Annotated in this window: 26 protein-coding genes, 1 tRNA gene and 1 rRNA gene; 10 read left to right on the top strand and 18 right to left on the bottom strand. The window is 43.0% G+C overall.

Features of this window, described 5'->3' with window-relative positions:
* Positions 1 to 58: 58 nt before the first annotated feature.
* The 7 genes from H0S56_RS06775 to ftsY form a co-directional block, all read right to left on the bottom strand.
* A tRNA-Ile gene (locus H0S56_RS06775) sits at positions 59 to 135 on the bottom strand.
* A gap of 60 nt (positions 136 to 195) precedes the next feature.
* Positions 196 to 1,733 (bottom strand): 16S ribosomal RNA (locus H0S56_RS06770).
* Between the two features lie 469 nt (positions 1,734 to 2,202).
* Positions 2,203 to 2,817 carry a DUF2057 family protein gene (locus tag H0S56_RS06765; protein ID WP_005100087.1) on the bottom strand — a complete coding sequence of 205 codons (615 nt, stop codon included), beginning with the start codon at positions 2,815 to 2,817 and terminating at the stop codon, positions 2,203 to 2,205.
* A 196-nt stretch (positions 2,818 to 3,013) separates the two neighbouring features.
* Positions 3,014 to 4,165 (bottom strand): IS4-like element ISAbe18 family transposase, encoded by a 1,152-nt coding sequence (locus tag H0S56_RS06760; RefSeq protein WP_195726062.1) that lies wholly within the window; start codon positions 4,163 to 4,165, stop codon positions 3,014 to 3,016.
* Positions 4,166 to 4,307: 142 nt separating this feature from the next.
* Positions 4,308 to 4,901, bottom strand: a complete 594-nt coding sequence (locus tag H0S56_RS06755) for a nitroreductase family protein (protein WP_004278677.1) — start codon at positions 4,899 to 4,901, stop codon at positions 4,308 to 4,310.
* A gap of 220 nt (positions 4,902 to 5,121) precedes the next feature.
* Positions 5,122 to 5,787 carry a nitroreductase family protein gene (locus H0S56_RS06750; protein WP_195725986.1) on the bottom strand — a complete coding sequence of 222 codons (666 nt, stop codon included), beginning with the start codon at positions 5,785 to 5,787 and terminating at the stop codon, positions 5,122 to 5,124.
* 177 nt (positions 5,788 to 5,964) lie between these two features.
* Positions 5,965 to 7,068, bottom strand: coding sequence for a signal recognition particle-docking protein FtsY (ftsY, locus tag H0S56_RS06745; RefSeq protein WP_085064684.1), 1,104 nt, complete (start codon positions 7,066 to 7,068; stop codon positions 5,965 to 5,967).
* Positions 7,069 to 7,246: 178 nt separating this feature from the next.
* Between ftsY and H0S56_RS06740 the strand changes: the two genes are divergently transcribed.
* Together H0S56_RS06740 and H0S56_RS06735 are read left to right on the top strand one after the other, a co-directional pair.
* Entirely contained in the window at positions 7,247 to 8,653 is a 1,407-nt protein-coding gene (locus tag H0S56_RS06740) for a M16 family metallopeptidase (protein WP_195725985.1), read from the top strand.
* Positions 8,653 to 10,227: a M16 family metallopeptidase gene (locus tag H0S56_RS06735; RefSeq protein ID WP_195725984.1), complete on the top strand. Its 1,575-nt coding sequence runs from the start codon at positions 8,653 to 8,655 to the stop codon at positions 10,225 to 10,227. Before H0S56_RS06740 ends, H0S56_RS06735 begins: the two co-directional genes overlap by 1 nt.
* Here the strand turns inward: H0S56_RS06735 and H0S56_RS06730 are convergent.
* Positions 10,151 to 10,474, bottom strand: a complete 324-nt coding sequence (locus H0S56_RS06730; protein ID WP_004278682.1) for a hypothetical protein — start codon at positions 10,472 to 10,474, stop codon at positions 10,151 to 10,153. The two genes, H0S56_RS06735 and H0S56_RS06730, sit on opposite strands and share 77 nt — an antisense overlap.
* A 98-nt stretch (positions 10,475 to 10,572) precedes the next feature.
* Positions 10,573 to 10,932, bottom strand: coding sequence for a hypothetical protein (locus H0S56_RS06725; protein ID WP_004278683.1), 360 nt, complete (start codon positions 10,930 to 10,932; stop codon positions 10,573 to 10,575).
* A gap of 224 nt (positions 10,933 to 11,156) precedes the next feature.
* Between H0S56_RS06725 and H0S56_RS06720 the strand changes: the two genes are divergently transcribed.
* From H0S56_RS06720 to H0S56_RS06710, 3 genes are all read left to right on the top strand, one after another.
* Positions 11,157 to 11,390 carry an SEL1-like repeat protein gene (locus H0S56_RS06720; protein WP_004278686.1) on the top strand — a complete coding sequence of 78 codons (234 nt, stop codon included), beginning with the start codon at positions 11,157 to 11,159 and terminating at the stop codon, positions 11,388 to 11,390.
* A 151-nt stretch (positions 11,391 to 11,541) separates the two neighbouring features.
* Entirely contained in the window at positions 11,542 to 11,922 is a 381-nt protein-coding gene (locus H0S56_RS06715) for a DUF2750 domain-containing protein (protein WP_004278687.1), read from the top strand.
* A gap of 104 nt (positions 11,923 to 12,026) precedes the next feature.
* On the top strand, positions 12,027 to 12,458 hold the full coding sequence (locus H0S56_RS06710; RefSeq protein ID WP_004278688.1) for a CBS domain-containing protein: 432 nt from the start codon (positions 12,027 to 12,029) through the stop codon (positions 12,456 to 12,458).
* A 128-nt stretch (positions 12,459 to 12,586) separates the two neighbouring features.
* Here the strand turns inward: H0S56_RS06710 and trpB are convergent, their stop codons facing one another.
* The 9 genes from trpB to H0S56_RS06665 form a co-directional block, all read right to left on the bottom strand.
* Positions 12,587 to 13,795 carry a tryptophan synthase subunit beta gene (trpB, locus tag H0S56_RS06705; protein ID WP_004278689.1) on the bottom strand — a complete coding sequence of 403 codons (1,209 nt, stop codon included), beginning with the start codon at positions 13,793 to 13,795 and terminating at the stop codon, positions 12,587 to 12,589.
* 107 nt (positions 13,796 to 13,902) lie between these two features.
* Complete coding sequence (locus tag H0S56_RS06700) at positions 13,903 to 15,090, bottom strand: vWA domain-containing protein (RefSeq protein ID WP_195725983.1); 1,188 nt, start codon at positions 15,088 to 15,090, stop codon at positions 13,903 to 13,905.
* A 13-nt stretch (positions 15,091 to 15,103) separates the two neighbouring features.
* Entirely contained in the window at positions 15,104 to 15,955 is an 852-nt protein-coding gene (locus tag H0S56_RS06695; RefSeq protein ID WP_195725982.1) for an AAA family ATPase, read from the bottom strand.
* Between the two features lie 20 nt (positions 15,956 to 15,975).
* The gene (locus H0S56_RS06690) at positions 15,976 to 16,359 is read right to left on the bottom strand and encodes a hypothetical protein (protein WP_195725981.1); all 384 of its coding nucleotides are present in this window, start codon (positions 16,357 to 16,359) and stop codon (positions 15,976 to 15,978) included.
* A 21-nt stretch (positions 16,360 to 16,380) separates the two neighbouring features.
* A complete protein-coding gene (locus tag H0S56_RS06685; RefSeq protein ID WP_004278695.1) occupies positions 16,381 to 16,686 on the bottom strand; it encodes a YcgL domain-containing protein in 306 nt (101 codons plus the stop codon).
* A gap of 130 nt (positions 16,687 to 16,816) precedes the next feature.
* Positions 16,817 to 17,959: a ribonuclease D gene (locus H0S56_RS06680; protein ID WP_004278697.1), complete on the bottom strand. Its 1,143-nt coding sequence runs from the start codon at positions 17,957 to 17,959 to the stop codon at positions 16,817 to 16,819.
* Between the two features lie 178 nt (positions 17,960 to 18,137).
* Positions 18,138 to 18,734: a recombination mediator RecR gene (gene recR / locus H0S56_RS06675; RefSeq protein WP_005100074.1), complete on the bottom strand. Its 597-nt coding sequence runs from the start codon at positions 18,732 to 18,734 to the stop codon at positions 18,138 to 18,140.
* A 13-nt stretch (positions 18,735 to 18,747) separates the two neighbouring features.
* Entirely contained in the window at positions 18,748 to 19,077 is a 330-nt protein-coding gene (locus tag H0S56_RS06670) for a YbaB/EbfC family nucleoid-associated protein (protein ID WP_004278699.1), read from the bottom strand.
* A gap of 28 nt (positions 19,078 to 19,105) precedes the next feature.
* A complete protein-coding gene (locus H0S56_RS06665) occupies positions 19,106 to 20,293 on the bottom strand; it encodes an O-succinylhomoserine sulfhydrylase (RefSeq protein WP_195725980.1) in 1,188 nt (395 codons plus the stop codon).
* A gap of 142 nt (positions 20,294 to 20,435) precedes the next feature.
* Between H0S56_RS06665 and H0S56_RS06660 the strand changes: the two genes are divergently transcribed.
* The 5 genes from H0S56_RS06660 (at position 20,436) to H0S56_RS06640 (ending at position 24,664) form a co-directional block, all read left to right on the top strand.
* On the top strand, positions 20,436 to 21,533 hold the full coding sequence (locus H0S56_RS06660; protein WP_195725979.1) for an alpha/beta fold hydrolase: 1,098 nt from the start codon (positions 20,436 to 20,438) through the stop codon (positions 21,531 to 21,533).
* Positions 21,534 to 21,593: 60 nt separating this feature from the next.
* Positions 21,594 to 22,466 (top strand): NAD(P)-dependent oxidoreductase, encoded by an 873-nt coding sequence (locus H0S56_RS06655; protein ID WP_195725978.1) that lies wholly within the window; start codon positions 21,594 to 21,596, stop codon positions 22,464 to 22,466.
* A gap of 86 nt (positions 22,467 to 22,552) precedes the next feature.
* Entirely contained in the window at positions 22,553 to 22,822 is a 270-nt protein-coding gene (locus H0S56_RS06650) for a YARHG domain-containing protein (protein WP_195725977.1), read from the top strand.
* Positions 22,823 to 22,853: 31 nt separating this feature from the next.
* The gene (locus H0S56_RS06645; RefSeq protein WP_195725976.1) at positions 22,854 to 23,267 is read left to right on the top strand and encodes an HIT family protein; all 414 of its coding nucleotides are present in this window, start codon (positions 22,854 to 22,856) and stop codon (positions 23,265 to 23,267) included.
* 344 nt (positions 23,268 to 23,611) lie between these two features.
* On the top strand, positions 23,612 to 24,664 hold the full coding sequence (locus H0S56_RS06640) for a porin (protein WP_184413070.1): 1,053 nt from the start codon (positions 23,612 to 23,614) through the stop codon (positions 24,662 to 24,664).
* Positions 24,665 to 25,031: the final 367 nt, after the last annotated feature.

The raw sequence follows: 25,031 nt of genomic DNA, 5'->3' as shown, positions 1-25,031 counted from the left end.
GTCAATGTATCGTTCTGTTCTGTTTGCTTCAGCACTTTCATGCTTCGTTAGTCAGATTTGGTGGGTCTGACAAGACTTGAACTTGTGACCCCACGCTTATCAAGCGTGTGCTCTAACCAACTGAGCTACAGACCCTCAGATACATCGTATGAAGAACAACTTGTTGTGGATTCTTACCAATCGTCAATCTTTCGTTAAGGAGGTGATCCAGCCGCAGGTTCCCCTACGGCTACCTTGTTACGACTTCACCCCAGTCATCTGCCACACCGTGGTAAGCGTCCCCCCTAAGGTTAGACTACCTACTTCTGGTGCAACAAACTCCCATGGTGTGACGGGCGGTGTGTACAAGGCCCGGGAACGTATTCACCGCGGCATTCTGATCCGCGATTACTAGCGATTCCGACTTCATGGAGTCGAGTTGCAGACTCCAATCCGGACTACGATCGGCTTTTTGAGATTAGCATCCACTCGCGTGGTAGCAACCCTTTGTACCGACCATTGTAGCACGTGTGTAGCCCTGGTCGTAAGGGCCATGATGACTTGACGTCGTCCCCGCCTTCCTCCAGTTTGTCACTGGCAGTATCCTTAAAGTTCCCGGCTTAACCCGCTGGCAAATAAGGAAAAGGGTTGCGCTCGTTGCGGGACTTAACCCAACATCTCACGACACGAGCTGACGACAGCCATGCAGCACCTGTATGTAAGTTCCCGAAGGCACCAATCCATCTCTGGAAAGTTCTTACTATGTCAAGACCAGGTAAGGTTCTTCGCGTTGCATCGAATTAAACCACATGCTCCACCGCTTGTGCGGGCCCCCGTCAATTCATTTGAGTTTTAGTCTTGCGACCGTACTCCCCAGGCGGTCTACTTATCGCGTTAGCTGCGCCACTAAAGCCTCAAAGGCCCCAACGGCTAGTAGACATCGTTTACGGCATGGACTACCAGGGTATCTAATCCTGTTTGCTCCCCATGCTTTCGCACCTCAGTGTCAGTATTAGGCCAGATGGCTGCCTTCGCCATCGGTATTCCTCCAGATCTCTACGCATTTCACCGCTACACCTGGAATTCTACCATCCTCTCCCATACTCTAGCCAACCAGTATCGAATGCAATTCCCAAGTTAAGCTCGGGGATTTCACATTTGACTTAATTGGCCACCTACGCGCGCTTTACGCCCAGTAAATCCGATTAACGCTTGCACCCTCTGTATTACCGCGGCTGCTGGCACAGAGTTAGCCGGTGCTTATTCTGCGAGTAACGTCCACTATCCAAGAGTATTAATCTCGGTAGCCTCCTCCTCGCTTAAAGTGCTTTACAACCAAAAGGCCTTCTTCACACACGCGGCATGGCTGGATCAGGGTTCCCCCCATTGTCCAATATTCCCCACTGCTGCCTCCCGTAGGAGTCTGGGCCGTGTCTCAGTCCCAGTGTGGCGGATCATCCTCTCAGACCCGCTACAGATCGTCGCCTTGGTAGGCCTTTACCCCACCAACTAGCTAATCCGACTTAGGCTCATCTATTAGCGCAAGGCCCGAAGGTCCCCTGCTTTCTCCCGTAGGACGTATGCGGTATTAGCATCCCTTTCGAGATGTTGTCCCCCACTAATAGGCAGATTCCTAAGCATTACTCACCCGTCCGCCGCTAGGTAATGTAGCAAGCTACATTTCCCCGCTCGACTTGCATGTGTTAAGCCTGCCGCCAGCGTTCAATCTGAGCCATGATCAAACTCTTCAGTTTAATACTATGTAGCACCTTAAAGGGTGCCAATCTTGGCTCATCAATTTTCTGACAAATATTTCTCAAATAAACTTCGAGTAATTTCTACCATCAATCAATGAAAATAATTTCGATCGATCAACCAGTAAAAATCCACACAAGTTGTTCTTCATAAGCTCTTAATGATCTTCTTAAAACCTCGTCAGTTTCAAGCTCCAACCCAATCACTTAACGTTTCGTTTCATGCATTGCGTTGGTGTGCTGCGTATTCTATACAGTTTCAAAACGAGCGCAAGGGCTTTTCTTAAAAATATTCAAAAAAACCAATCATGCGTTTATTTTTTAATCTAAAAGGCTATTTTTAACACTTTTTTGCGTTTTTCTAGCTAATTCCGCATGAAAAGTTTAAGCAAATGTTAATTTTCTAGCCTTCATCTCATAAAAAAAGATCACCTCAATGGTGATCTTTTTGATTCTTCATCAAAATATTTTAATTTGTCTGCTCAGCGAGCCAAGTCATAAATTTTTGACGTTCAGCTTTAGAAGCTTTCTGCCATAATTGAATCAGCTGCTGATCATTCTGTTCTACTGACTGAGTATATATAGCTGCCGGTTGATGAACTGGTGTCGCGGCTTGAGTTGTCATATCTACTTTTTTAGTCAATACGCGATTTCCAAACCATGGTTTCGCTGAATCTTTAGCACCCGTCTGCTGGACTAAGAGCTGATTTTTCGCATCATATAGGCCAATAATGGGCTGATCTTTATATTTTTGCGCTGCATCAAAATCTTTAGGCGCCTGAATAAGTGCTAAACGGTAAGTTTCACCATCTTTAAGGCTTGGTGTTTTTACCGTAACCACACCTGACTTTAAAATGTCATGTGAATTGTCTGAATGCTGGAAAAATTCGTTATAGCGTACGCTGATCGCATTTACACCTGCATCCAAGCTATAAGTCTGATTAGAACGTAATAGACCCGAGTTCACCTCTTGATCATTTACGGCAACAATTTTTATTTCTTCAGGTACTGTGACGGTCACTGCCGAAAAAACTGGTGTGCTAAACAGAAACACTGCTGCAGTTGCCGCAATACGTAAACCCATATCCTATACTCATTTTTGGTTGTTTATTAAAAATTAGCTGCACTATGCCGCGTCTAAATGACAATCTTATGACAAAAGCTGGAGCGATACAGCCTGTGTTCTTAGCATTTATTTGGCTAGACATATTACATCACATCTAAATACAACTCGAAGACATAAAAAAGAAGCATCAACGTCATTGCTGTCCCACAATTTTTCACAAGAGGAAGCTCATTTGAGCTTCCTCTTGTTTTATGGGTATTTTATCGGGTGAAAATAAAGCTTTTAAAGTTCTTCTTTCAAACAAATTCACTTGAATTATTCTGAGTAAACGTTGAACTGTCCAACCTGTTTTCCCTAAATGTTGAGCGAAACTCACCAATAAATAGGCGATCATCGCAATCCAGATTTGTGTCTGAATTGCGTTCCTGCTGCGGCCTAGAAACGCTTTTAATTTGAGATTCTGCTTAATCGCCTTAAAGAACAGCTCAACTTTCCAACGATCTTTATAAATCGCCGCAATGGTGGAGGCGGCTAAATGAAAGTTATTGCTGAGAAAGCTAAAGTGCTTGCCACTTTGCTGATCTCTATATTCAATTCTTCTTAACACTGGGGCTTTTCTTTTTAGGGCATGTGCGCTATTCAGCTGAATGGTTTCATCTTTTAGAATACCTTTGGATTCAAGCACTGGATGTTGCTGGATCACCTGATACACAGATTTAGGCCTAAAACGTGTGACAAATCCAATGTTTTGAGCAGTCAGATTTGCATACCATTGGTAATCGACATAGCCTTTATCAAAAACTACAATGCTGCCAGCAGGAAACTGGAATTTGCGGCCTTGTACCATGTCATTTTCTTTGCCATTTTCAACTGCAACAAACTCAGGAATATCATTGCTGTGATTCAATCCTATGCTGAGTTTCATGCTGGCTTTTGAGTCGTGAACTTTGGCCCATTCACATAAGGAAAGCGACAGGTCAATATGACTGGCATCCAAGGAATACAAGGGATTCTTAAAGCAAAATTTATGAGCTACTTTCGAGTGTTCATAGTATTTAAGCAACTTGTGAAATAGCTGTTGATACAAGGCAGCAGGCTGCTGCTCATTGATTCGTGCCAGCGTGCTTCGGGGAATAGACTTTGCTCCGAAATGACTCAGTTTGTCCTGTTGGCACTCCAGATTGGATTGAATATCTCTCAGACTTTGCCTGCAGGAAAGTTGAGACATCAAGATGGCAATAAACTGATCCCATCTTGAAGCCGCTCTAAATTTCTGTCCAACATGGTGTACTTTAGCAAGTTGTTCAAAATCCTGTCGCACAACAGGTTTAATTAGCTCATGAAATACGGTATTCTGATGTGACAAAACCTGAATCCTGGTCGTTAAAGTGTTTGTTTGCACTCATATTTTAACTGTTAGGACTCAGGTTTTTTTATTTAAAGCAAACTATGGGACAGCAGTGGCATCAACGTGCTTCTTTTAAATCTACTTTTTAATCTAAAATTATTTATGCAAAGGTCTTAAAGCGCTCTGCATCATCCATAAAGGTTTTTTCACCTGCAGGAGCTTCAATCGAACCAAATACCAGTTGAGCGCGAAGTTTCCAGTGAGATGGAATCTCGAAAGTTTGTGCGACTTCTTCATCAATAATTGGATTGTAGTGCTGCAATGAAGCACCAATATTTCTTTCTGCCAAAGCGGTCCAGGTTGCAAACTGTGCAATAGCAGAAGAATGCTCAGACCAGACCGGGAAGTTATCGGCATAAAGTGCAAACTGCTCCTGCATCGACTTCACCACGTTCTGGTCTTCATAAAACAGTGCGGTACCATAACCTGCAGCAAAAGCATTGATCTTGCTATTGGTTGATTCAAATGCATCTGCTGAAACCAGATCACGTAAAGTTTCACGTACAATATGCCAGAAAGTATCATGTGATTGACCAAATAAAATCACCACACGCGAGGTTTGCGAGTTAAAAGATGACGGACTGTGCTTCACCGCATCTTTAATGATTTTCTCAATTTCTGCTTGATCCAGCTCTACATTTTTTCCAATTGAATAAATGCTACGGCGTTGTTTAATCTGATCTAAAAATGCCATGAACCCACCTCTGTATATTTTGATTATTTGAAAATCGATAAAGTCATATTACGTGCTTTAAACACCCAAGACAGGTGCATTTCGATAACAATGTGTTTTATTTATAGAACAATCAGATCTAGATCTGAGTAGCGTATTTGTATCTGATTTTATTCACAGCTTCCATGCTGTCACATATAAAGTGCTCTATAAAATTTTAATTAAATACTTTGAAACGATGCTAATCCGGCTTTTGTAATTTTTCTTCTACTGTTTGTTCAATTGATCCAAAGCAAAGTTGTGCACGTAACAACCAGTTCTTTTCAATCTCAAAATGCTCAGCGACCCTTTCATCAATCAGTGGATTGTAGTGCTGTAAGGATGCTCCCAAACCAGAATCTGCCAGCGTCATCCACACAGCAAATTGCGCCATACCGGAAGTTTGTTCCGACCACGCTGGAAAATCCTCACTATTTAATGGCATTTTCTTTTGCAATTGTTGAATCACGGCTTGATCTTCATAAAATAAAACCGTGCCATAGGCAGCAGCACATTGATTCAACTTGATTTCAATCCCTTCGTAAATATGTGCCGGCATATGCTGACGCTGTACCTGTTTCACAATTTCCCAGAATCGATAATGAGAGTCTGCAAATAACACCACAATGCGCGTAGTTTGAGAATCATAAGCCGAAGGACAACTCCGCACTGCTTCCTGAATGATTTCGCTAAGATAAGCCTGACTAGAATGTACCCGCTTACCGAGTTGATCGATACTACGGCGCTTTTTCAATTGATCGACAAAAGTCAGTTCTAAATCATCATTCAGTTTGTTTTTTCTTGAAAATTTAAAATCTTTGGTGAGATCACTTGTTAATACCTGACCAATTTTATTTAGCAATGCCATTTTCTACCCCACAAAAAACAAGCCAAATCAGCTTAGAAAATCCCCTACAATTATAAGGCCTTTATCAAGATGGGCAGATTTAGTGGTGGTTTTACTGTCGGTTTTTACAACACTCAAACCAGCCAAAAACAACAAACTCCGCACTTAGCGGAGTTTATGTGAAGCATTGCACATTATTTATTTTTCAGTTTCAAATAATGCAGCAACAAAAGATTTGGCAGAGAATGGACGCAGGTCATCAATTTTTTCACCCACACCAATAAAGCGAATCGGCACATGAGTACGACTGGCGATATTAAACAGTACCCCACCTTTGGCAGTACCATCAAGTTTGGTAATAGTTAAGCCCGTCAAGCCTACCGCCTCATCAAACATCTCGACCTGATTAATAGCATTCTGACCAGTACCGGCATCGACCACCAACATCACTTCATGAGGTGCAGTGGCATCAATTTTCTGCATTACACGTTTTACTTTAGTCAATTCCTGCATCAAATGACCTTTGTTATGCAAACGGCCCGCTGTGTCTGCAATCAATACATCCACACCTTTGGCACGCGCACTTTCAAAAGCATCGAAAATCACTGAAGCTGAGTCAGCACCATGACCCTGAGCAACAACCGCAATATTATTACGCTCACCCCAGATCTGGAGCTGTTCAGTTGCAGCCGCACGGAAAGTATCACCTGCTGCCAACATGACGGTCTTGCCTTCACCTTGCAAACGTTTTGCCAGCTTGCCAATGGTAGTCGTTTTACCGACACCATTTACACCAACCACCAGAATCACATAAGGCGATTTGTTTGGATCAATGTGCAGCGGTTTTACCCGTGGTGCTAATAAAGCCACCAGTTCTTCCTGAAGCGCTTTATAGAGTGAATGCGAGTAGATCAAATCACCACGTGCCGTACGTTCAGTCAGGTTAGCGATAATGGTCTTGGTTGCTTCCACGCCAATATCTGCCACCAGAAGCTGCTCTTCGACTTCTTCTAATAATTCATCATCAATTTCTTTACCACCGATCAGGATATTCACCATCCCATCGGCAAGGTTTTTACGGGTTTTGGTTAAACCCACTTTCATACGGCTAAAGAAGCCACCTTTCGCAGCAGAATCTTCATTTTCAGTTTCTGTGGTAACAGGTGCAGAAACTACAGCTGTTTCGCTTGGCGTTTCTACGATAGGCACATTGACCGCAGGTAAGCTCGGTAATGTGACATCATCATCTCCGATATCAGCATCAATCAAAAATTTGTTTTGCCCATTAGATTGCTGTTGCATGCCGAATCCTTGAAAAGCATTGCGTTAAAAACCCAGATTCTACCATAACTTGCCTGCTTTGCAGCTAGCAATGGAAATGCTGGACAAACATACCAAAAAGCTACAGCTCTCGGTTGCTTTCAAGCACACATTTATTAAAAATAACGCTAAATACAAATGCCTATTTTTGGGAGATCTAGTGTCCGCCACCTTTTTGACTGTCTCCTCTTTTTCCAGAATGATTAAACAAACACTTTATCCACTTGGTGCCTTATTGCTGGGATTAAGTATTAATCAGGCCCAAGCCCAGACTCGCAGTGAATTATCACGCACCACTTTTGAAACCACGTTAAGTAATGGATTAAAAGTCATTATTCGGGAAGACCATCGTGCGCCCATGGTGATGACCCAGATCTGGTACAAAGTCGGCAGCAGTGATGAATCTGGCAATATTCTGGGGGTCTCGCATGCACTTGAACACATGATGTTCAAAGGTACGCATAAAGTTCCAAATGACGAATTTACCCGTCTGAGCCGGATTTATGGCGGTAGCATCAACGCCGCCACCTTTACCAATTACACCAATTATTATCAGCTCTATCCTAAGGCCTATTTCCCTATGGCGCTGGAACTTGAATCTGACCGCATGAGCAATTTATTATTGCGGCAGCAGGACTTCGAGCCAGAAATTAAAGTCGTCATGGAAGAACGGCGCCAGCGTACCGATGACAATCCGCGGGCGCAAGCATTTGAACGGTTTAAATGGGTCAGTTATCCGACCAGTCATTATCGCCAGCCGGTGATTGGACACATGAAAACTCTGAATAATATTCAGTTGAATGATGTCAAAAAATGGTACCGGGATTGGTACAGTCCGAATAATGCCATTCTGGTGATTGTGGGGAATGTAGAATCTGAAGCTGCTTTGGCTCAGGTACAAAAATATTTTGCTGACATTCCCGCACGTCCAACACCGGCGCGCAATGACGTACTGGAGTTTGAGCGTTTGGGTTATCGCCATATGGAGATCAATAGCAATGTTCAGGTGCCCAATCTGTACATGACCTGGAATGTAAAATCCCTTGGCACTGCCAAAAACCCCCAAGATGCTTATGCCTTGACCATTATTCGCAGTCTTTTGGACAGTGGCATTTCTTCGCGCCTGCAAGACCGATTGGTACGTGATCGTAAAATTCTGACCTCTGTCAGCGTTTCTTATGATCCCTATAATCGCGGCGACAGCCTGTTTGGTATTTCTGCCTTACCTGCGCCGGGCATCTCTTTGCAAGAAGCACAACAAGCAATTCAGGATGAAGTGGATTTACTTAAAACTACAGCGATGACCCAACAGGAAGTGGATCGTATCAGTACCCGCTTTATTTCCAATTTGATCTATAGCCAGGATGATATTGCCGGACAAGCCAAAATGATTGGAAATCTAGAGGTCAATGGCTTGAGTTATCGCCTGATGGATGAATTACCGAAACACTTTGAAAGTGTCAGCGTTCAGGATATCCAGCGTGTCGCAAACGCCTATTTTGTACGTGAAAATCTCAGCACGCTTTATCTCTCTCCTGAACAAAACACCCAGCAACGGGGATTATAATGCTTCAACTTCGTTCATTTTTGCTTATTTCAATTTTAAGTCTTAGCTCGGCTACCCATGCAGAAAACTATCTGGATCCCCAGCCTAACCAAAATGATAATCCGAGTCAGTTACAGTCTATCCCTTTGCTGCAAAGCTTAAAAAATATTAATCAGCAACGGGATTTTCAGGCGCCTTATATTCATGACCTGAACAATCGCTATAAGGTACGTACACTGTTCGTTGAAACGCAGGATCTTCCCATGGTAGATATCCAGCTGACCTTTAATGCCGGTTCGGCTCGTGATCAGGAAATTACCAAAGGTCTATATGGCCTATCCAATATGGCAGCCAAGTTGATGCGTGAAGGAACCGACAAATATAGCGCCAATCAGGTGGCGGAAGTTTTTGACCAAACCGGAGCACAATTCAGCGTACAAGCCTATCGGGACATGTTTGTGGTCCGTCTGCGTACGCTTTCAGACCCGGAAAAACTGGAACCCGCATTGGGCATGCTGATGGAGGTTCTCAAGAATGCATCATTTAAACCATCCAGCATTAATCTGGCTTTAAGCAATACCCAAGTGGGACAAAAACAGCTGCAGGAAAATCCAAGCCGACTCATGGATATCCGTTTTTATCGTGCCCTATATGGTCAACACCCTTATGCAGAACCAATCACTGGTACCCAAGGCAGTACCAAGAAAATTAACGCAGAATTATTGAAAAAATTTCGTGATCAGTTTTTGGTGGCGCAAAATATGAATATTTCCATTACTGGAAAACTCAGCCCGAAACAGGCACTGGAACTGTCTGAACGCATTGCCGGTAATTTACCCCAAGGGCAAAAAGCAGTGCGATTGCCACAACCTGAAACTCAATCTGGTTTTGAAGTGGTACATCTACCCTATAACTCGTCTCAGGCGCATGTCACCTTTGGGCATTTAGGCCCAACTCGCTTTACTGAAGATAAACTGGCTTTAGAGGTCGCCAATCGCATGTTTGGCGGTAGCGGATTTAATGCGGTATTGATGCAGGAACTGCGGGTGAAACGTGGTTTTACTTATGGCGCTTATAGTTCGTTGAGCTTTAGTCAGGCACCGGGCGTATTCAGCTTTAAGTATTCCACGCGTCAGGATCAACTGCTAGATAGCATTCAGGTCGCACATCAAGCATTTATCAACTTTGTCAGTCAACCTATTGATACTCAGCGTCTGGAAGAAACCAAAGCAGGCATGTTACGTGCTTTTCCTAATAATTACAGCAGTAATGCCACCATTAATGCCCAGCTAGGCAATATAGGTTTTTATAGTGAGCAAACTGATTATTTATCCAGTTATCCAGAACGCCTGGCTAAAATCACAGCGGCAGATGTACAAAATGCAGTGCGCAAGCATTTTCATCCTGATCGCTTAACCCTGGTCGTTGTCAATAAAGAACTGGATCAAAATGCTTTGAAAATGCGTTTGGAACAGAATTTAATGGATGCCAATTATTACTTACCAACAAATCCTATGCCTAAGGCATCTCCACAGAGACCGGCGGAAGCTGACGTGCCCGAAGCGATTCCTGCTGATAAGCCTGCATCAATTTAAGGTACTGCCCACGACGGATATGCTGCTGCTCTAACAAGGCGAGTGCCATATCTTGGGTTCGGGGAAGGTTTTGCTGTTTAGACAGTTGTTGAATCTGGGTGACTTGGGAAAGGCTAAGCGGACGATATAAAGCAAATGCGGCTAAAAGTAGAATGACCGCAATAATAAAAATAACCACACTGTTATAAATCTGTTCCAGTTTGATTCTGCTGAAAAATTGGCTTAGTTTTTCTGTATCTATAGACATACACTACCTCAGGTTAGAGGTAGTGTATGGTCGCAGTTACATAAGTTCAAGTCAGCGCACTGAATATTCACAAGAGCTGAATCCTGCTATTTTGGGCATTAATTCATTATTCTAGTAATAATTGTTGAATACAGCACCAATGCAACAACAAGCAATACCAGTGCAATTGCAAATTTACTTAAACCGGCTTCTGCTTCAGGCGGATGTAAGCGATCCTCATCTGCAATGCGGACCAGCTCACCATTATAGAGTTTATAAAACTGCTCACGCTGGTTTTCGTCCAGCGCCCGGGTAAAGTCGTAGACTTCTTTACGTTGTGCCAGCCCATAATCGCCTAGATGGGTATATTTACTGAATATAGCTTGATCGAGTTTTTTACGATGCAAATCGGCAAGTTCCATAATTTGACCTGCAGTCGGAGGCATATCAAATTTCACACCATCTAAAGTTCTTGTCATCATGGCCTTCTCCTTATTGTTTGCTATCAATTTACAATGTAGCTTAATAATATTTATAGTTGTGTATAGTTTAATCAGTTAAACTATAACTGAAGTAAACAAATAAAATCGAATAGTTGACTTTTCCATTATTTTGTAATATTAGTTTAACAATACTAATTTATATTTGTATTTAGACTAAATAGTCTATCCTGTAATCATAATTAAAATTAAGGAGTTTTTATATGATACAACAACTCTCTCAACACGATCTGGAACATCTGTACGCAGATGCCGTGAATACCATTCAATCGCAAATGAACTTTGCTGATGCGGTAAAACAGCTTGAAGAAGCCGCTCGTGCAGGCCATGGTAAAGCAGCGCTCTTTTTAGCAGAACTTTATTATCAAGGTTTCCGTGTAGAACGAGATTCACTCAAAGCCCAGTACTGGCAAAACATGGCCACCATGCAAGCATAAAGAAACGTCACCTAGGTGGCGTTTTTTTCAGCCCTTTTTTCAATAAATAGCAATCAATACATATTTTCTTACGAATCCTTGCAAAGCTGAAACAGTAATTTCATATAAAGTTCCTAGAATAGAGCCTGAACTCCAATAGCACTTTATTCTAATGAAACCACGAAAAATTATTCAAATTGATCCGATCTGCAAAAACTTTCTGTTAAAGATCACGATGCTTAAATCTTTGATGAATTGTGGCGAGCTATGGGGCGCATATCACCAAGGCTGGGCGATGATGCGTGACCAGGAAGACTGTATCTTCCCATTCTGGCTCAATCCGCTGGATGCTAAAAATTATGCCCAGCAGCATTGGCCGGATTACATCCCGCGTAAAATCAATTCTGAAGATTTTGAAAATGCATTATTGCCGACCCTGTCGCGACTGAATGTTACGCCAGCCCTGTTCAACACCAATGGAACCAAACTCAAACTGACTGCTGCACAGATGCGTCATCTGTTTTTTTCGCAACAAAGACTGCACATTGCTTAAATAACATGCTATTTATAAAGACTAAAACCTAAACACTTAGAGATGTTCAGGTTGAATACATACTCTAGGATTAATAATAAATTAACCAATAAGGATGATTAAGCATGACCAATGTGGCACAGGTGCTCAGTGAAAAAATGCATCAAGCTATTTATACCATCCGTCCAGATTCTACCGTTTTAGAGGCCATCACCTTGATGGCAGATAAAGGAATCGGGGCGCTTGTGGTAACCCATGAAGACAACGTGGTGGGGATTTTGTCAGAGCGAGATTACACGCGTAAGATCGCGCTGATGCAAAGAACCTCATTCGACACCACTGTTAATGAGATCATGACCTCTAAAGTGATTACCGTAAATACAGCTACTAGCGTAGAAGACTGTTTATCTCTGATGACTGAACGCCACCTACGCCACTTACCTGTGGTCGAACATGAAAAACTGATCGGTTTGATTTCAATTGGGGATTTGGTCAAAGCGGCCATGGATGACCAACGCAAATTAATTGAACAGTTACAGCAATATATCTCAGGTTAAAATATCATCTAGCTTTCTCTAAGGCATTTGAAGATCACTTAAATGATACAAGATAAAGTTTTATATCTGATGCATAAAAAATCCCGGTACGTGTACCGGGATTTTTTATATGAACATTTTGAATAAAATCAGTTGAGACCTAATTTTTCTGCGACATAATCTGAGTCTTTATCACCACGACCTGATAAGTTCACCACAATCTTGGTATCTTTTGGCAATTTACCCGCTTCACGAATGGCCCAAGCTACTGCATGTGAACTTTCCAGTGCAGGCACAATGCCTTCAACGCGTGAAAGGGTCATAAATGCATCCAGACATTCCTGATCAGTTGCTGTAGTGTACTCTACCCGTCCCAGATCTTTTAACAGACTGTGCTGCGGGCCTACTCCTGGATAGTCCAGACCAGAAGCAATTGAATGCACTGGTAAAGGTTCGCCTTGTTCATCTTCTAGCACATAACAGGCCATCCCGTGTAACTGGCTCGGCTTACCCAAAGTTAATGTTGCTGAGTGCTTGTCAGTATCCAGACCATGACCTGCCGGCTCAACGCCTACCAGTTTCACATCTGGTTCATTTAAAAATGCAGTGAATGCGCCAACTGCATTGGAACCCCCACCGACACAGGCAACAACATAGTCAGGATTTGCACCAAAACGCTCATTGGCCTGAACTTTAATCTCATCACCAATAATCGACTGAAAATCACGAACCATCATCGGAAATGGATGCGGTCCAACCACCGAACCGATAGCATAGATGTAATTTTTCGGATCTTTCAAATATTCTTCAAAAGCACTGTCGACTGCATCTTTGAGTGTGGCTGTACCGCGAGTCACAGAAATCAGCTTGGCACCCAGAATTTTCATCTTGACGACGTTTGGATGCTCTTTTTCGATATCCACCTGCCCCATATGAATTTCACACGGAATACCCACCAAGGCACATGCAGTTGCCAAAGCAACACCATGCTGGCCGGCACCAGTTTCTGCGATGACTTTGGTCTTGCCCATATATTTGGCCAGTAGTGCTTCACCTAGGCAATGATTAATCTTGTGCGCGCCAGTATGGTTCAGATCTTCACGTTTCAAATAAATCTGGGCTCCACCGAGCTGTTCAGAAAGACGTTTGGCATGAAATAGTGGACTTGGACGACCGACATAATGAGCAAATAGGTCTTTCAATTCATTCTGAAATTCTTCAGTCTGACGAATTTCCTGATAGGCCACATTAATATCATCCATGGCCTGTTTCAGATCGGGTGGAATAAACTGACCGCCATATTGACCAAAAAAACCCTCTTCATTTGGTAACGCAATACCATTAATTTGATGAGCCATAATGATGCCTGAAATTTTAAATAAGAGATAATGAGTGACTTTATACTAGAATAATTTGTTTGAAATCACTAATAACTCTAACTAAAGTCACTTATAGATAAATGGAATTAACGCGCCAGATATTTGGTCATGTCTTCAATGCCTTTCAGCGTCATTGGAAACATATGATTTTCAAATATCTGCTGGATCAGACCAATGGTATGGGTGTAATGCCAGTATTTTTCTTCTTCCGGATTCAGCCAAGCAGTTTTATCAAAATGCTGACGCAGACGCTGTAACCAGACCTGTCCAGCTTCATCATTCATATATTCAACCGAACCACCGACAGAATTCAGCTCATACGGCGCCATACTGGCATCTCCGACCACAATCACGCGGTAATCACGGCCATAGGTATTGAACAAATCCCAGGTATTGATGCGTGAACTGGAACGACGGATATTGTCTTTCCAGACATAGTCATAGAGACAGTTATGGAAATAGAAATATTCCAGGGTCTTGAATTCGGTTTTCGCCGCACTGAACAGCTTTTCACACTGGGCAATATGCGCATCCATCGAACCACCGACATCGAACAGCATTAAAACTTTAATACGGTTACGACGCTCGGGCACCAGTTGCACATCCAGAATACCCTGCTTGGCCGTTTCACGAATCGTACCATCAATATCGAGTTCTTCGGCTGCACCCTGACGGGCAAATTTTCGTAGACGGCGCAATGCCATCTGCATCTGGCGGCTACCCAAAATCTGCTCATCATCCAGATTACGGTATTGACGCTGCTCCCAGACTTTCACTGCAGAACGCTTACGCCCTGGCCCGCCAATACGCACGCCTTCAGGATGATCACCATAAGCACCAAAGGGCGAAGTACCACCAGTACCAATCATCTTGTTACCGCCCTGATGTTTTTTATGCTGTTCGCGCAGACGCTCTTCCAGCATTTTCATCAGTTCTTCTAGCGATCCGGCTTTTTTCAGATCTTCGCGCTGCTCCGGGGTCAGATGCTTCTCGAGTAATTCGAGATCGAACCAGTCTTTGGGCAGCTTATGCACCTGATTTAGCAGTTCATCCAGATCAAAGGTCGCGATACCATCAAAATAATCTTTCATGGCGCGATCGAACTTGTCGAAATAGCGCTCGTCCTTGACCATTACGGTTTTGGCCAGCTGATAGAACTCGTCCTGATCGGCAAACACCAGACCTGCAGAAACTGCCTGATTCAGGTCAATCAATTCGCGAGTCGATACCGGTACACCATATTTGCGTAAGGTATAAAACAGTCGCACAAACATGCGTGTTTCTCCCTTAGCGACGTGACATAAATGCTAGACGTTCAAGCAACTGCACATCTTGCTCGTTTTTGATTAATGCGCCGTACAATGGCGGAATTGCTTTGGATTTGTCGGTATTGCGCAGAATATCTTCCGGCATGTCATCGGCCATCAGCAGGCTGAGCCAGTCAATCAATTCAGAGGTTGAAGGTGGTTTTTTCAAACCCGGAATCTGGCGTAATTTAAAGAATACTTGCAGCGCTTCATTGACCAATGTGGTCGAGATATTGGCAAAATGCACATCGATGATTTCACGCATGGTGGCTTCATCCGGGAATTCGATGTAATGGAAGAAGCAACGACGCAGGAAAGCATCTGGCAATTCTTTTTCATTATTTGAGGTAATGATCACGATTGGGCGCTGAGTTGCCGTAATGGTCTCGCCAGTCTCGTACACATAGAACGACATTTTATCGAGTTCATGCAGCAAGTCATTTGGAAACTCGATGTCTGCCTTATCAATTTCATCAATCAACAGGACACAGCGCTCTTCACTGGTAAACGCTTCCCATAATTTACCCGGCTTGATGTAGTTCTTGATGTCATAGACACGGTCATCACCCAACTGACTATCGCGCAAGCGGGATACGGCATCGTATTCATACAAACCTTGTTGTGCTTTGGTAGTGGACTTGATGTGCCAGGTGATCAGCTTCAAACCCAGACTTTCTGCGACTTGCTCGGCCAGCAAAGTCTTACCTGTACCCGGCTCACCTTTGACCAGCAACGGTTTTTGCAAACTGCGTGCAGCTTTCACCGCAAGTTTTAAACTGTCAGTCGCAATGTACTGAGCGGTACCTGAAAATTGTTGAATATCAGCAGACATGATTGAACCTTATTTTTTACTTACAGCGGTGAACTTTTCTCGTGAACACGAATATTGCTTTTGTTCGACACATAGGTCGACCAGCAATAGCCAACCACAGATCCAATCCCAATGACAAATAAAATAAGTGACGCATTAATCCAAACCAGGGACTGCTCTTTGGTCAGCACCCCAAATAACAGACCAAAGATCGCGGGTGCAATGGATGCATTCGACCCCTCAGATACCGTCGGTGTTAGCAGAATGGCAAAGGCCACAATCCACAAAAAACCGCCCATGGGTTTAGGCAGACGCTTGGTCACGCCATACCAGCACCATAAAGCAATCAGGCTGCCGAGCAGATAAACTGCAACGGCAATGCTCTGTTCAGGAATTGAGTCTAATACAGCCACATAACCATTCATTTCACAACTCCTGAATCAACATTAAGCACCGCGTAAACCTTCTGGTGCCACAGCATTTGGATCAATCAAGCCTTCTGGCGGCATTTGCAGGAAGAAACCGCGAGTTTCAATAGAATCCATGACATGCAAGACATTGGCACGTGCCAGTTTACGTGATTCGCTTAATTCAAGATGCATGACAAAAGTCGCACGTCCAAATGCTGCCTGTACTGCTTCAGTCAATACGCTTAAAGGTTCGAATGTTTCAGCTTCGCTTTCATTCGCAGGACGCGCCACATACAGATACATTTCACTTTTTTTGCTGGATTTGTAGATAGACACTTGCATATTTCAAACGACTTTTCTGGAAAAACAACCGCAAGGATACATCAAAAAAAAGACAGAAACATTAGCCACGTCTCATGCATCAGTCGTGATTTTGTATAATTGCTTTTTCTTTAACCAATCCTGCAACCAATCACTCGCTGACTTTCATCTGGGTAGACAGATAAGATTCATCCTGATGCAATACCTGAATCAGTGGCTGAGTTAATAACTCATAGCGCCAGCCAAGTAGATAATCCGGCAGATCCTGCTCGTCCTTATGAAAGACTACATGCTGATACAAGGCATTCAGCCATTTCTTACGCATCAGGACTTCTTTAGGAATTGAGGTTTCATTGACGACATTCTGAATAATTGAATCAATTTTTTCGCCGATATCTTTGGAAGAATGGCGAATTGGACGTGCCAGACGTAAAGGCCAATTTGCCGGCTCCGGCAGGAATTTCAGTAAATCTAAAATGGTTTTACCATGCTCACGAACCACATTCGAACGAATGTCTTTCACATGACTCAGCTGGAAATTATTGCGCGGGAATTTTTCCACCAGATCAATCATGCTGGCATTTTTTAAAATGAAACTGCGTGGCTGATTCAGTGCCTTGGCAATCTGATCGCGCCAGACCATCAGTTGCTGCAATTGCATCAACTGACGGCGTGAATGCCGGTAATTGCCGACATCCTGATACAATAAGGCAGTTGGGGTATCTTCGCCAATTTCCTGAGTCAGAAAACGACAATCTTGCAAGGCAAAATCCAGCAGATCTTTCGAATCCAGATCCTGTTTAATTTTCTCTGACAGTTGCACCAGATAATGCACATCATTGGCAGCATACAGCAACTGTTCGGAACTGAGTGGACGCGCCAACCAGTCAGAACGGGTCTGGTCTTTTTCGATATCGACTTCCAGCATCTGCTTCAGCGCATTTTGATAGCTGACTTGCAGACCATGCCCCAAAAATGACATGCCGACCTGGGTATCAAACACATTACTCAGGGATTTCTTCTGGGTATAGTGATAGATCAGGTCGATATCTTCACTACAGGCATGAAAAATATTCTGCTGTGCGTTAAAAATTTTATTAAGGAACTCAGTCAGATCTAGCGTGGTTCCATCCAACAAATAGACCTTGTTGTCTACGTTAATCTGAAAAACACCCAGCTTAGGCCATAAGGTATCAACCTTGATAAACTCGGTATCCAGTCCATAAACTGAATTCTGATCCATCAGCTTCAGTACATGAGTTAAGTCGTTTTGATGTTGAATAAATTGAAACATAGAACTGAGTCTAAGATTAGATTCTCGATAGATCCATATTAACTGATCTATAGAATTTTTGTATAAAAAATAACGTCAATTCTGCCCTATTTCCTAAAAAATAGCGCTTACTTATCAGGATTTATATTCTAATTAATATCTTTTTTATATTAAAACTAACAAGATATTTAAGCTTAGCTTACTTCATGCGCATCCGGTTATGTACTGCCTGACTCAAGGTATGACTGTCGACATATTCCAGCTCACCACCTTGTGGTACGCCCTGGGCAATTCGGGTCATCTGGATCGGCAAATGCTTACTGGCCTCAACCAGATAATGCGCCGTAGCCTGACCTTCTACCGTGGCATTGGTTGCCAGAATCACTTCTTTCACCTGACCATTGGCCAAACGATGCAATAAGTACGGAATACCGATTTCTTCGGGACCAATACCATCCAGTGGCGATAAATGTCCGCCCAATACATGATATTTACCTCTGAAACTACCACTTTGCTCAATCGCCATGACATCTGCAGGTGATTCCACTACACAGAGCAGTTCATCATCACGATCCAGAGAGCTGCAAATATTGCAGACTTCGTCTTCGGTCAGAGAATGACAGACTGAACATTCATGAATGTGATTGGTTGCCTCAGTCAGCGCATGTGCCAGACCAATAGCACCCTCACGATTTTTCATGATCATATGCAATGCCATACGTTGAGCCGATTTTGGCCCAACGCTTGGCAAAATGCGTAATGCTTGAACGAGTTGATCAAAACGATCACTAAACATTGCGCATTCTTCCTTAGAACATACCTGCAAGACCAGGCGGTAAACCCATGCCTGAGTTCGCTGCTTTCATTCTTTCGTCAGATACCACTTCTGCCTGACGTGCTGCATCATTCATTGCCGCTGCAATCAGGTCTTCGATCATATCTGGATCATCCTGAAGTAATTCAGGATTGATTTCGATACGCTTCACCACGTTACGGCAAGTCATGGTCACTTTCACCAGACCGCCACCCGCCTCGGCATGCACTTCAGTCTGCGCAAGCTCTTCTTTGGCTTTTTTTACGTTGTTTTCAACTTCTTTCTGCATGCGCTGAGCTTGCTGCATCAACATGTTAATGTTCATAAATATCTCCGAACATGAATTTATAAAATTAAATCAGGCCTAAACCGCGACGAATATCCTGGATAATATCACCAATCTCTTCCAAGCCAACAGATACGCGAATCAAACCTTCGCGAATACCAGCAGCTTCTTTGGCTTCAGGCGACAATTTACCGTGTGTCGTGGTTGCAGGATGGGTAATGGTCGATTTCACATCGCCCAGATTACCGGTAATCGAGATAAACTGGGTATTGTCAATGACAGTCCATGCTTCCTCACGGCCACCTTTCACTTCAAAAGACACAATACCGCCAAAACCGCTCTGCTGTTTTGCTGCCAGTTCATGACCGACATGCTCAGGCAGGCCCGCATAATATACTTTTTCCACTTTTGGATGCTGATTCAAAAATTCAGCCAGTTGCTGTGCACTTGCTGAATGTTCACGCATACGCAAACGTAGTGTTTCCAAGCCTTTTAGGAACACCCAAGCATTGAATGGACTCATTGACGGGCCGGTAGTACGCACATAACCGAAGATTTCTTCTAGTAACTTGTGATTACCTACGACAGCACCACCCAAGGCGCGGCCCTGACCATCCAGATATTTAGTCGCAGAATACACTACCAAGTCTGCACCAAATTTGAGTGGTTGTTGTAACACAGGTGTACAGAAGCTGTTATCAATCGCCAGTAAAGCATTATTGGCATGCGCAATATCGGCGAGTCCCTGTATATTAGCTACTTCTGCTAAAGGATTAGATGGCGATTCAACAAAGAGAATTTTTGTTTCAGGCTTGATGGCATTTTTCCATGCATCAAGATCAGTCAAATCGACGAAATCAACGCTGACGCCAAATTTTGCGACATATTTTTCAAACATGGAAACCGTAGAACCGAAGACTGCACGTGAACAAATCACATGGTCGCCCGCTTTTAAAAAAGCCATCATCACTGCCATAATAGCTGCCATACCCGAACTGGTGGCGACGGCGCGCTCTGCACCTTCAAGTGCAGCCAGACGCTTTTCAAACATGGCAACGGTCGGATTGGTAAAGCGAGAATAGATATTGCCCGGTTCCTGGCCTGAGAATTTGGCTGCGGCTTCTGCAGCATTTTCATAAACAAAGGACGATGTTAGAAAAATTGGTTCGCCATGCTCACCTTCAAAAGTGCGGGTATGGCCGGTACGAATGGCTAAAGTTTCTAATTGGTAAGAAATATCGTCTTGCTGGCTCATCGCTTTACCTCAGCCCTCGGGCTGCCTTTTGTAAAAATTTGCCAACATTTTGAGCGCCTAAGCTATTTCAGGTCAAGGCATAATAAGCGATTATTGCTTAGACTTCGATCAATCCTCCCGCGGATACGGATATTTTATTTACATGATTCAGTTAAAACAAAACTTTCAGCGCCAGCAAAAAAAATTGAAACACCTCAGTACCCGGGTGTTTAATGCCTCCTCACTGATCCTGTCGCAAAAAACCCCTTTTGAATATATTGCCGGCACCGAGTTTTGCAAGATTCGCTATTACGCTTCACCCGAAAAAAAATATAAGGAACCGCTAGTTTTCATCGCACCCTTGGCCATTAATATGGATATCTATGATCTGTATCCTTATCGCTCTCTGGTCAAGCATTTTCAGCATAGCGGTTTTGATGTCTATCTGGTGGAATGGAAACGCTTTAACTTTAAGCACCGCCACCTGAATTTTTTATCTTTTATCGATGCAGCCATTCCTCAATCCATTGAAACCATTTGCAAGCATTCAGGCAGTCAGTTTATTTCCCTGCACGGCTGGAGTATGGCGGGCGTGTTTGTCACGCTCTATACTGCCCTGCATTCACCTGAACATGTCAAGAATCTGATCGTAGTCGGCAGTCCTATCGACAGTTATGCGTCAGGACGTGTCGGCAAACTTTTTTCTACGACCAATAAACTGATTTCTAAAAATAAGAATTTGCAACAGGCCATTCATCAAGGATTGATCCCGAAGCAATATATTCATACGCCGGGTATTGTAAATGCCTTGGGCTTTAAATTACTTGATCCGATTGGCTGGCTAAAAAGCCAGAAGCAGTTTTTGCTGAATCTGGATCATGTCGAAGATGTCTATGAACATGCCACCATGGGGAATTTCCTGAATAAGATGATTGATTATCCGGGCGGGATTAATCAGGACATGGTACTGCATTTATGGCTGCAAAATCCTTTAAAGCAGGGTTCTATCACTTTGGATGGTCGTATTGTTGATCTTAAAAATATCAGTTGTTCCCTCTTGGTAGGGGCAGGTCAAACCGACCAGATTGTCACAGAACAGTCAGCTAAGCCTTTGATGGAATTGACAAGTAGCCAGGATAAGACGTTTACTCTTATACCGGGTGGTCATCTTGGACTAATGTCAAACCAGAAAACGGCAAATACATTCTGGCCAAAAATGACGACCTGGTTGGTGCAGCGCTCTACACGGCTTGATGCTTAAAGCAGATTTCTCGCACCAGAAAAATATTAAATAGATTTAAACATATTCAGAGGGTACAGCATGATTCAGTCAGTGGCATTTATCAGCCTAGGTGCAATGGGTTTTCGTATGGCAGCACATTTACCCAAGCAGTTTGATACAGTCTATGTCTGGAACCGTAGCTTTAACAAGGCAGAGCAACATGCTGCTGAATATGGCACCCAAGCCGTTACACTGGAACAGGCCGTTCAGGCAGATGTGATTTTTTCCTGCCTGCCCACCAGCGCTGACGTTGAACGACTTCTGGAAAATTTACCGCTTAAATCCGGTTCAGTCTGGGTCGACTGCACCAGTGGTGTACCAGATTCTGCCCAAAAACTGGCAGCACAACTGGCTGAACATGGAGTAATCTTTCTGGATGCACCGGTCAGCGGCCAGACCATTGGCGCTGAAAATGGCACTTTAACCGTGATGGTGGGCGGTAATGTAGAGGGCTATGAAAAAGCCCTTCCTGCGATGCAGGCTTTTGGCAAGCTGATCAAGCATGTGGGTGAATCTGGCGCGGGTTTTGCAGTGAAGGCCGTAAATAATATGTTAATGGCTGTAAACCTGTGTGCTGTCGCAGAAGGCTTTACTACACTGAAAGCGCATGGGGTAAACCTGCATGAAGCACTGGATTGTATTAATGCTTCCAGCGGTAAAAGTATGGTGACTGAAACCGTATTGCCACAGCGTATTTTAAACCGCAGTTTTCCTGTAACCTTTGCCCTGCCACTCTTGGCCAAGGATACAGGCATTGCAATCGACCTTGCGCGTGAAGCCAAACTTTCTGCGCCTGTGCTCTCGTTGACCCAGAATCTGATTCAGGCGGCCAGCGATCTGTCGGATAAAAACAGTGATTTTTCCAGCGCTGTGAAAATGTATGAATCATGGAGTAATATTACCATCGAGTAATATCTCGCCATTGAATAATGATAACGAAACCTCATATTGTGACTAGTAGGCAGGCACATATAGTGGATAACCCAGAGGAAACTCTCATGAAGAAATTTTCTGTTGTAGCATTGATTGGCTTTGCAACTTTGTTCGGGGCTTCAACATCGGTTCTTGCATCTGAACAAGAGTGCAAAAAATTAAAAAATGATCATGACGTGATTTATGCGTCTAAAGGTTTCTGTTTCAAAGATCCTGAAGCAAAAGCCAAGTTTGGTAATGACAATTGCTATACAACCAAACCAAAATTCTCGGAAAAAGAGCAACAACGTCTTGACGCGATCAAAGATCGTCAGAAAGAATTGAACTGTAAATAATTCAGTTTAATGACGCTCAAGGAATGTACTTATGACTTATGATGATCAGAATATTTTTGCACGAATTCTACGCGGTGAACTTCCTGCGATAAAAGTGTATGAAGATGACCAGGTTCTTGCACTTATGGACATCATGCCTCAGGCAGAAGGTCATACTCTGGTAGTTCCGAAAACTCCGGCAATCACTTTGCTGGATCTGCCACCTGAAGCTGCAGCCTATACGATTCAGATCGTACAGAAAGTTGCAAAAGCCATTGAAAAAGGTTTAGGTGTGGACGGTATCGTGCTGATGCAATTATCAGGGGCCGCAGCGGGTCAGACCGTACCACACGTACATTTCCATCTGGTTCCTACCTCTTTGCACAATCTGGGCAAACATGCAGCACAAATGGGCGACCAGGAAAAAATTAAAGCGCTGGCTGAGAAAATTAAAGCTGCCCTTTAAGCTATTCTTAATACCTAAAAATGGAGCCTCGGCTCCATTTTTTATGTCTAATGTATTTCACTCTTGATTAAGCCAATAAAATATCAGTAAAAGTCACCTAGCCTATTTTTAAGTTTTGCAGCAAACACCGAGCTTAGCTGTATTTGCATCAATCCTGCTTACCCCACTCATAATCCTATAAAAAATAAGACAATGATTGTCTTTAATATTTCTGAAATATTTCCTTAATCATATTGACTTATTTGTAATGAATACTTGGCACCAATAGAGCAGTAGATGTTTCAAAACAATACTGAAACTTGTTTTTAAGACGATGAATAAAAAAGTCTTTATTGGAGCAACACATGAAAAAAACGTTATCTGCATTAGCAATCGGGGCAACAATTTTAACACCAGTGATGGCAGCTGCTGCTGATGTTAAAGTGTATGGTCGTGCACACGTTTCTTTAGATTATCTGGATGATGGCCAGGATTATAACGAAGTAGGTCTTTCTTCAAACTCTTCACGCCTAGGCTTTAAAGCTGAACAAAAACTAGAAAATGGTATGACTGTATTTGGTCAAATCGAACAGGAAATTAACTTTGCAAGTGGTTCTGCAAATGATGATGTTGAATTTGCAACTCGCGATACTTTTGTTGGTTTAAAAGGTGATTTTGGTCAAGCGCGTATCGGCCGTTTTGACAGCCCATTCAAAGTAGCACGTGGCCCGGTCAACTTCTTTGGTGATATGGTTGGTGATGTTCGTAACGTTACGCGTGTAGGCAACCTGCGTTTTGATGAACGTAATGCCAATACCATTGAATATAAATCACCAAAATTTGGTGGCGGTTTCAACGTATTAGGTGCGATGTCACTACATGAAACAAATAGCCCGGATGCCACTAAAGATGGCGCTAAAGACAAAGATAAAGCATACGACCTCGCTTTAACCTATAAAGAAGGTAAAGTTGATTTCGCTGCTGCCTATGAACACTATGAAGAAGAAGCTGCCCGTGGTGAGCGCGATGGTTTCCGTATTGCTGGTGCTTACAAAATCACACCTGAATTCAACCTGGGCGGTTTATACCAATTCCTTCAACACGATAATTCTGAAGCAAACCCAGATGCACAAGTATTTGGTGTAGCCGGTGAATATAAATTTGCACCAAAAACCTCATTCCGTGGTGAAGTATTCCACCGCGATGTCGATGCCGATGATGCGAATGCAACTTTACTGGCAATCGGACTTGAGCACCGTTTAGATCCAACAGTCCGCATTTATGGCAACATAGCAACTGTATTAAATGATGAAAACTCAAACCTTACCCCTTGGGCACAAGGTCGTACCAATACTGTAGGTGGCGTACGCGGTGAAGACAGTCTAGGACTTTCACTAGGCATGCGTTACGACTTCTAAGTCCAGTCTCCCTCACAAAGCTTAAAAAGAACATGCCTCCAGCATGTTCTTTTTTTGGTGTGTTTTTTATCAATATAAATATAGTGAGAAAGATTGTGACACTGATATTCAACCCTCATAAAACCAACCAGTTTAGTTTGATTAATTTTATTCTTTATTTTAAAACCAAGCATTTTAATCAGATTAAAAAATATTAATCCAATTAAAATGATCTACATTAAAATATATAAATATAAGCATTTTAGTCGGATTTAAAAACCGATAGAATTACATAAAATAATAAAAAATATTTAGAATAAATTTTAACTCATATAAATATATATTTAATATTTTCAAACATTTATAAATATATATTTATTTAAACTGT

The sequence above is a fragment of the Acinetobacter lwoffii genome, assembly GCF_015602705.1.
Classification (GTDB): domain Bacteria; phylum Pseudomonadota; class Gammaproteobacteria; order Pseudomonadales; family Moraxellaceae; genus Acinetobacter; species Acinetobacter lwoffii_E.
The sequence above is the reverse complement of the archived record's forward strand: the minus strand, read 5'-3'. Positions and strand labels throughout refer to the sequence as shown.

Coding starts and splice junctions, on each gene's coding strand:
- H0S56_RS06730 (WP_004278682.1), bottom strand. CDS start 10,474: ATGTCTATAGATACAGAAAAACTAAGCCAATTTTTCAGCAGAATCAAA.
- H0S56_RS06685 (WP_004278695.1), bottom strand. CDS start 16,686: ATGCAAGTGTCTATCTACAAATCCAGCAAAAAAAGTGAAATGTATCTG.
- recR (WP_005100074.1), bottom strand. CDS start 18,734: ATGTTTAGTGATCGTTTTGATCAACTCGTTCAAGCATTACGCATTTTG.
- H0S56_RS06640 (WP_184413070.1), top strand. CDS start 23,612: ATGAAAAAAACGTTATCTGCATTAGCAATCGGGGCAACAATTTTAACA.
- H0S56_RS06650 (WP_195725977.1), top strand. CDS start 22,553: ATGAAGAAATTTTCTGTTGTAGCATTGATTGGCTTTGCAACTTTGTTC.
- H0S56_RS06655 (WP_195725978.1), top strand. CDS start 21,594: ATGATTCAGTCAGTGGCATTTATCAGCCTAGGTGCAATGGGTTTTCGT.
- H0S56_RS06660 (WP_195725979.1), top strand. CDS start 20,436: ATGATTCAGTTAAAACAAAACTTTCAGCGCCAGCAAAAAAAATTGAAA.
- ftsY (WP_085064684.1), bottom strand. CDS start 7,068: ATGCAACAGCAATCTAATGGGCAAAACAAATTTTTGATTGATGCTGAT.
- H0S56_RS06700 (WP_195725983.1), bottom strand. CDS start 15,090: ATGTTTGTGCGACTGTTTTATACCTTACGCAAATATGGTGTACCGGTA.
- H0S56_RS06765 (WP_005100087.1), bottom strand. CDS start 2,817: ATGGGTTTACGTATTGCGGCAACTGCAGCAGTGTTTCTGTTTAGCACA.
- H0S56_RS06695 (WP_195725982.1), bottom strand. CDS start 15,955: ATGTCTGCTGATATTCAACAATTTTCAGGTACCGCTCAGTACATTGCG.
- H0S56_RS06690 (WP_195725981.1), bottom strand. CDS start 16,359: ATGAATGGTTATGTGGCTGTATTAGACTCAATTCCTGAACAGAGCATT.
- H0S56_RS06750 (WP_195725986.1), bottom strand. CDS start 5,787: ATGGCATTGCTAAATAAAATTGGTCAGGTATTAACAAGTGATCTCACC.
- H0S56_RS06755 (WP_004278677.1), bottom strand. CDS start 4,901: ATGGCATTTTTAGATCAGATTAAACAACGCCGTAGCATTTATTCAATT.
- H0S56_RS06665 (WP_195725980.1), bottom strand. CDS start 20,293: ATGAGCCAGCAAGACGATATTTCTTACCAATTAGAAACTTTAGCCATT.
- H0S56_RS06680 (WP_004278697.1), bottom strand. CDS start 17,959: ATGTTTCAATTTATTCAACATCAAAACGACTTAACTCATGTACTGAAG.
- H0S56_RS06670 (WP_004278699.1), bottom strand. CDS start 19,077: ATGAACATTAACATGTTGATGCAGCAAGCTCAGCGCATGCAGAAAGAA.
- H0S56_RS06735 (WP_195725984.1), top strand. CDS start 8,653: ATGCTTCAACTTCGTTCATTTTTGCTTATTTCAATTTTAAGTCTTAGC.
- H0S56_RS06715 (WP_004278687.1), top strand. CDS start 11,542: ATGAAACCACGAAAAATTATTCAAATTGATCCGATCTGCAAAAACTTT.
- H0S56_RS06710 (WP_004278688.1), top strand. CDS start 12,027: ATGACCAATGTGGCACAGGTGCTCAGTGAAAAAATGCATCAAGCTATT.
- H0S56_RS06645 (WP_195725976.1), top strand. CDS start 22,854: ATGACTTATGATGATCAGAATATTTTTGCACGAATTCTACGCGGTGAA.
- trpB (WP_004278689.1), bottom strand. CDS start 13,795: ATGGCTCATCAAATTAATGGTATTGCGTTACCAAATGAAGAGGGTTTT.
- H0S56_RS06720 (WP_004278686.1), top strand. CDS start 11,157: ATGATACAACAACTCTCTCAACACGATCTGGAACATCTGTACGCAGAT.
- H0S56_RS06725 (WP_004278683.1), bottom strand. CDS start 10,932: ATGACAAGAACTTTAGATGGTGTGAAATTTGATATGCCTCCGACTGCA.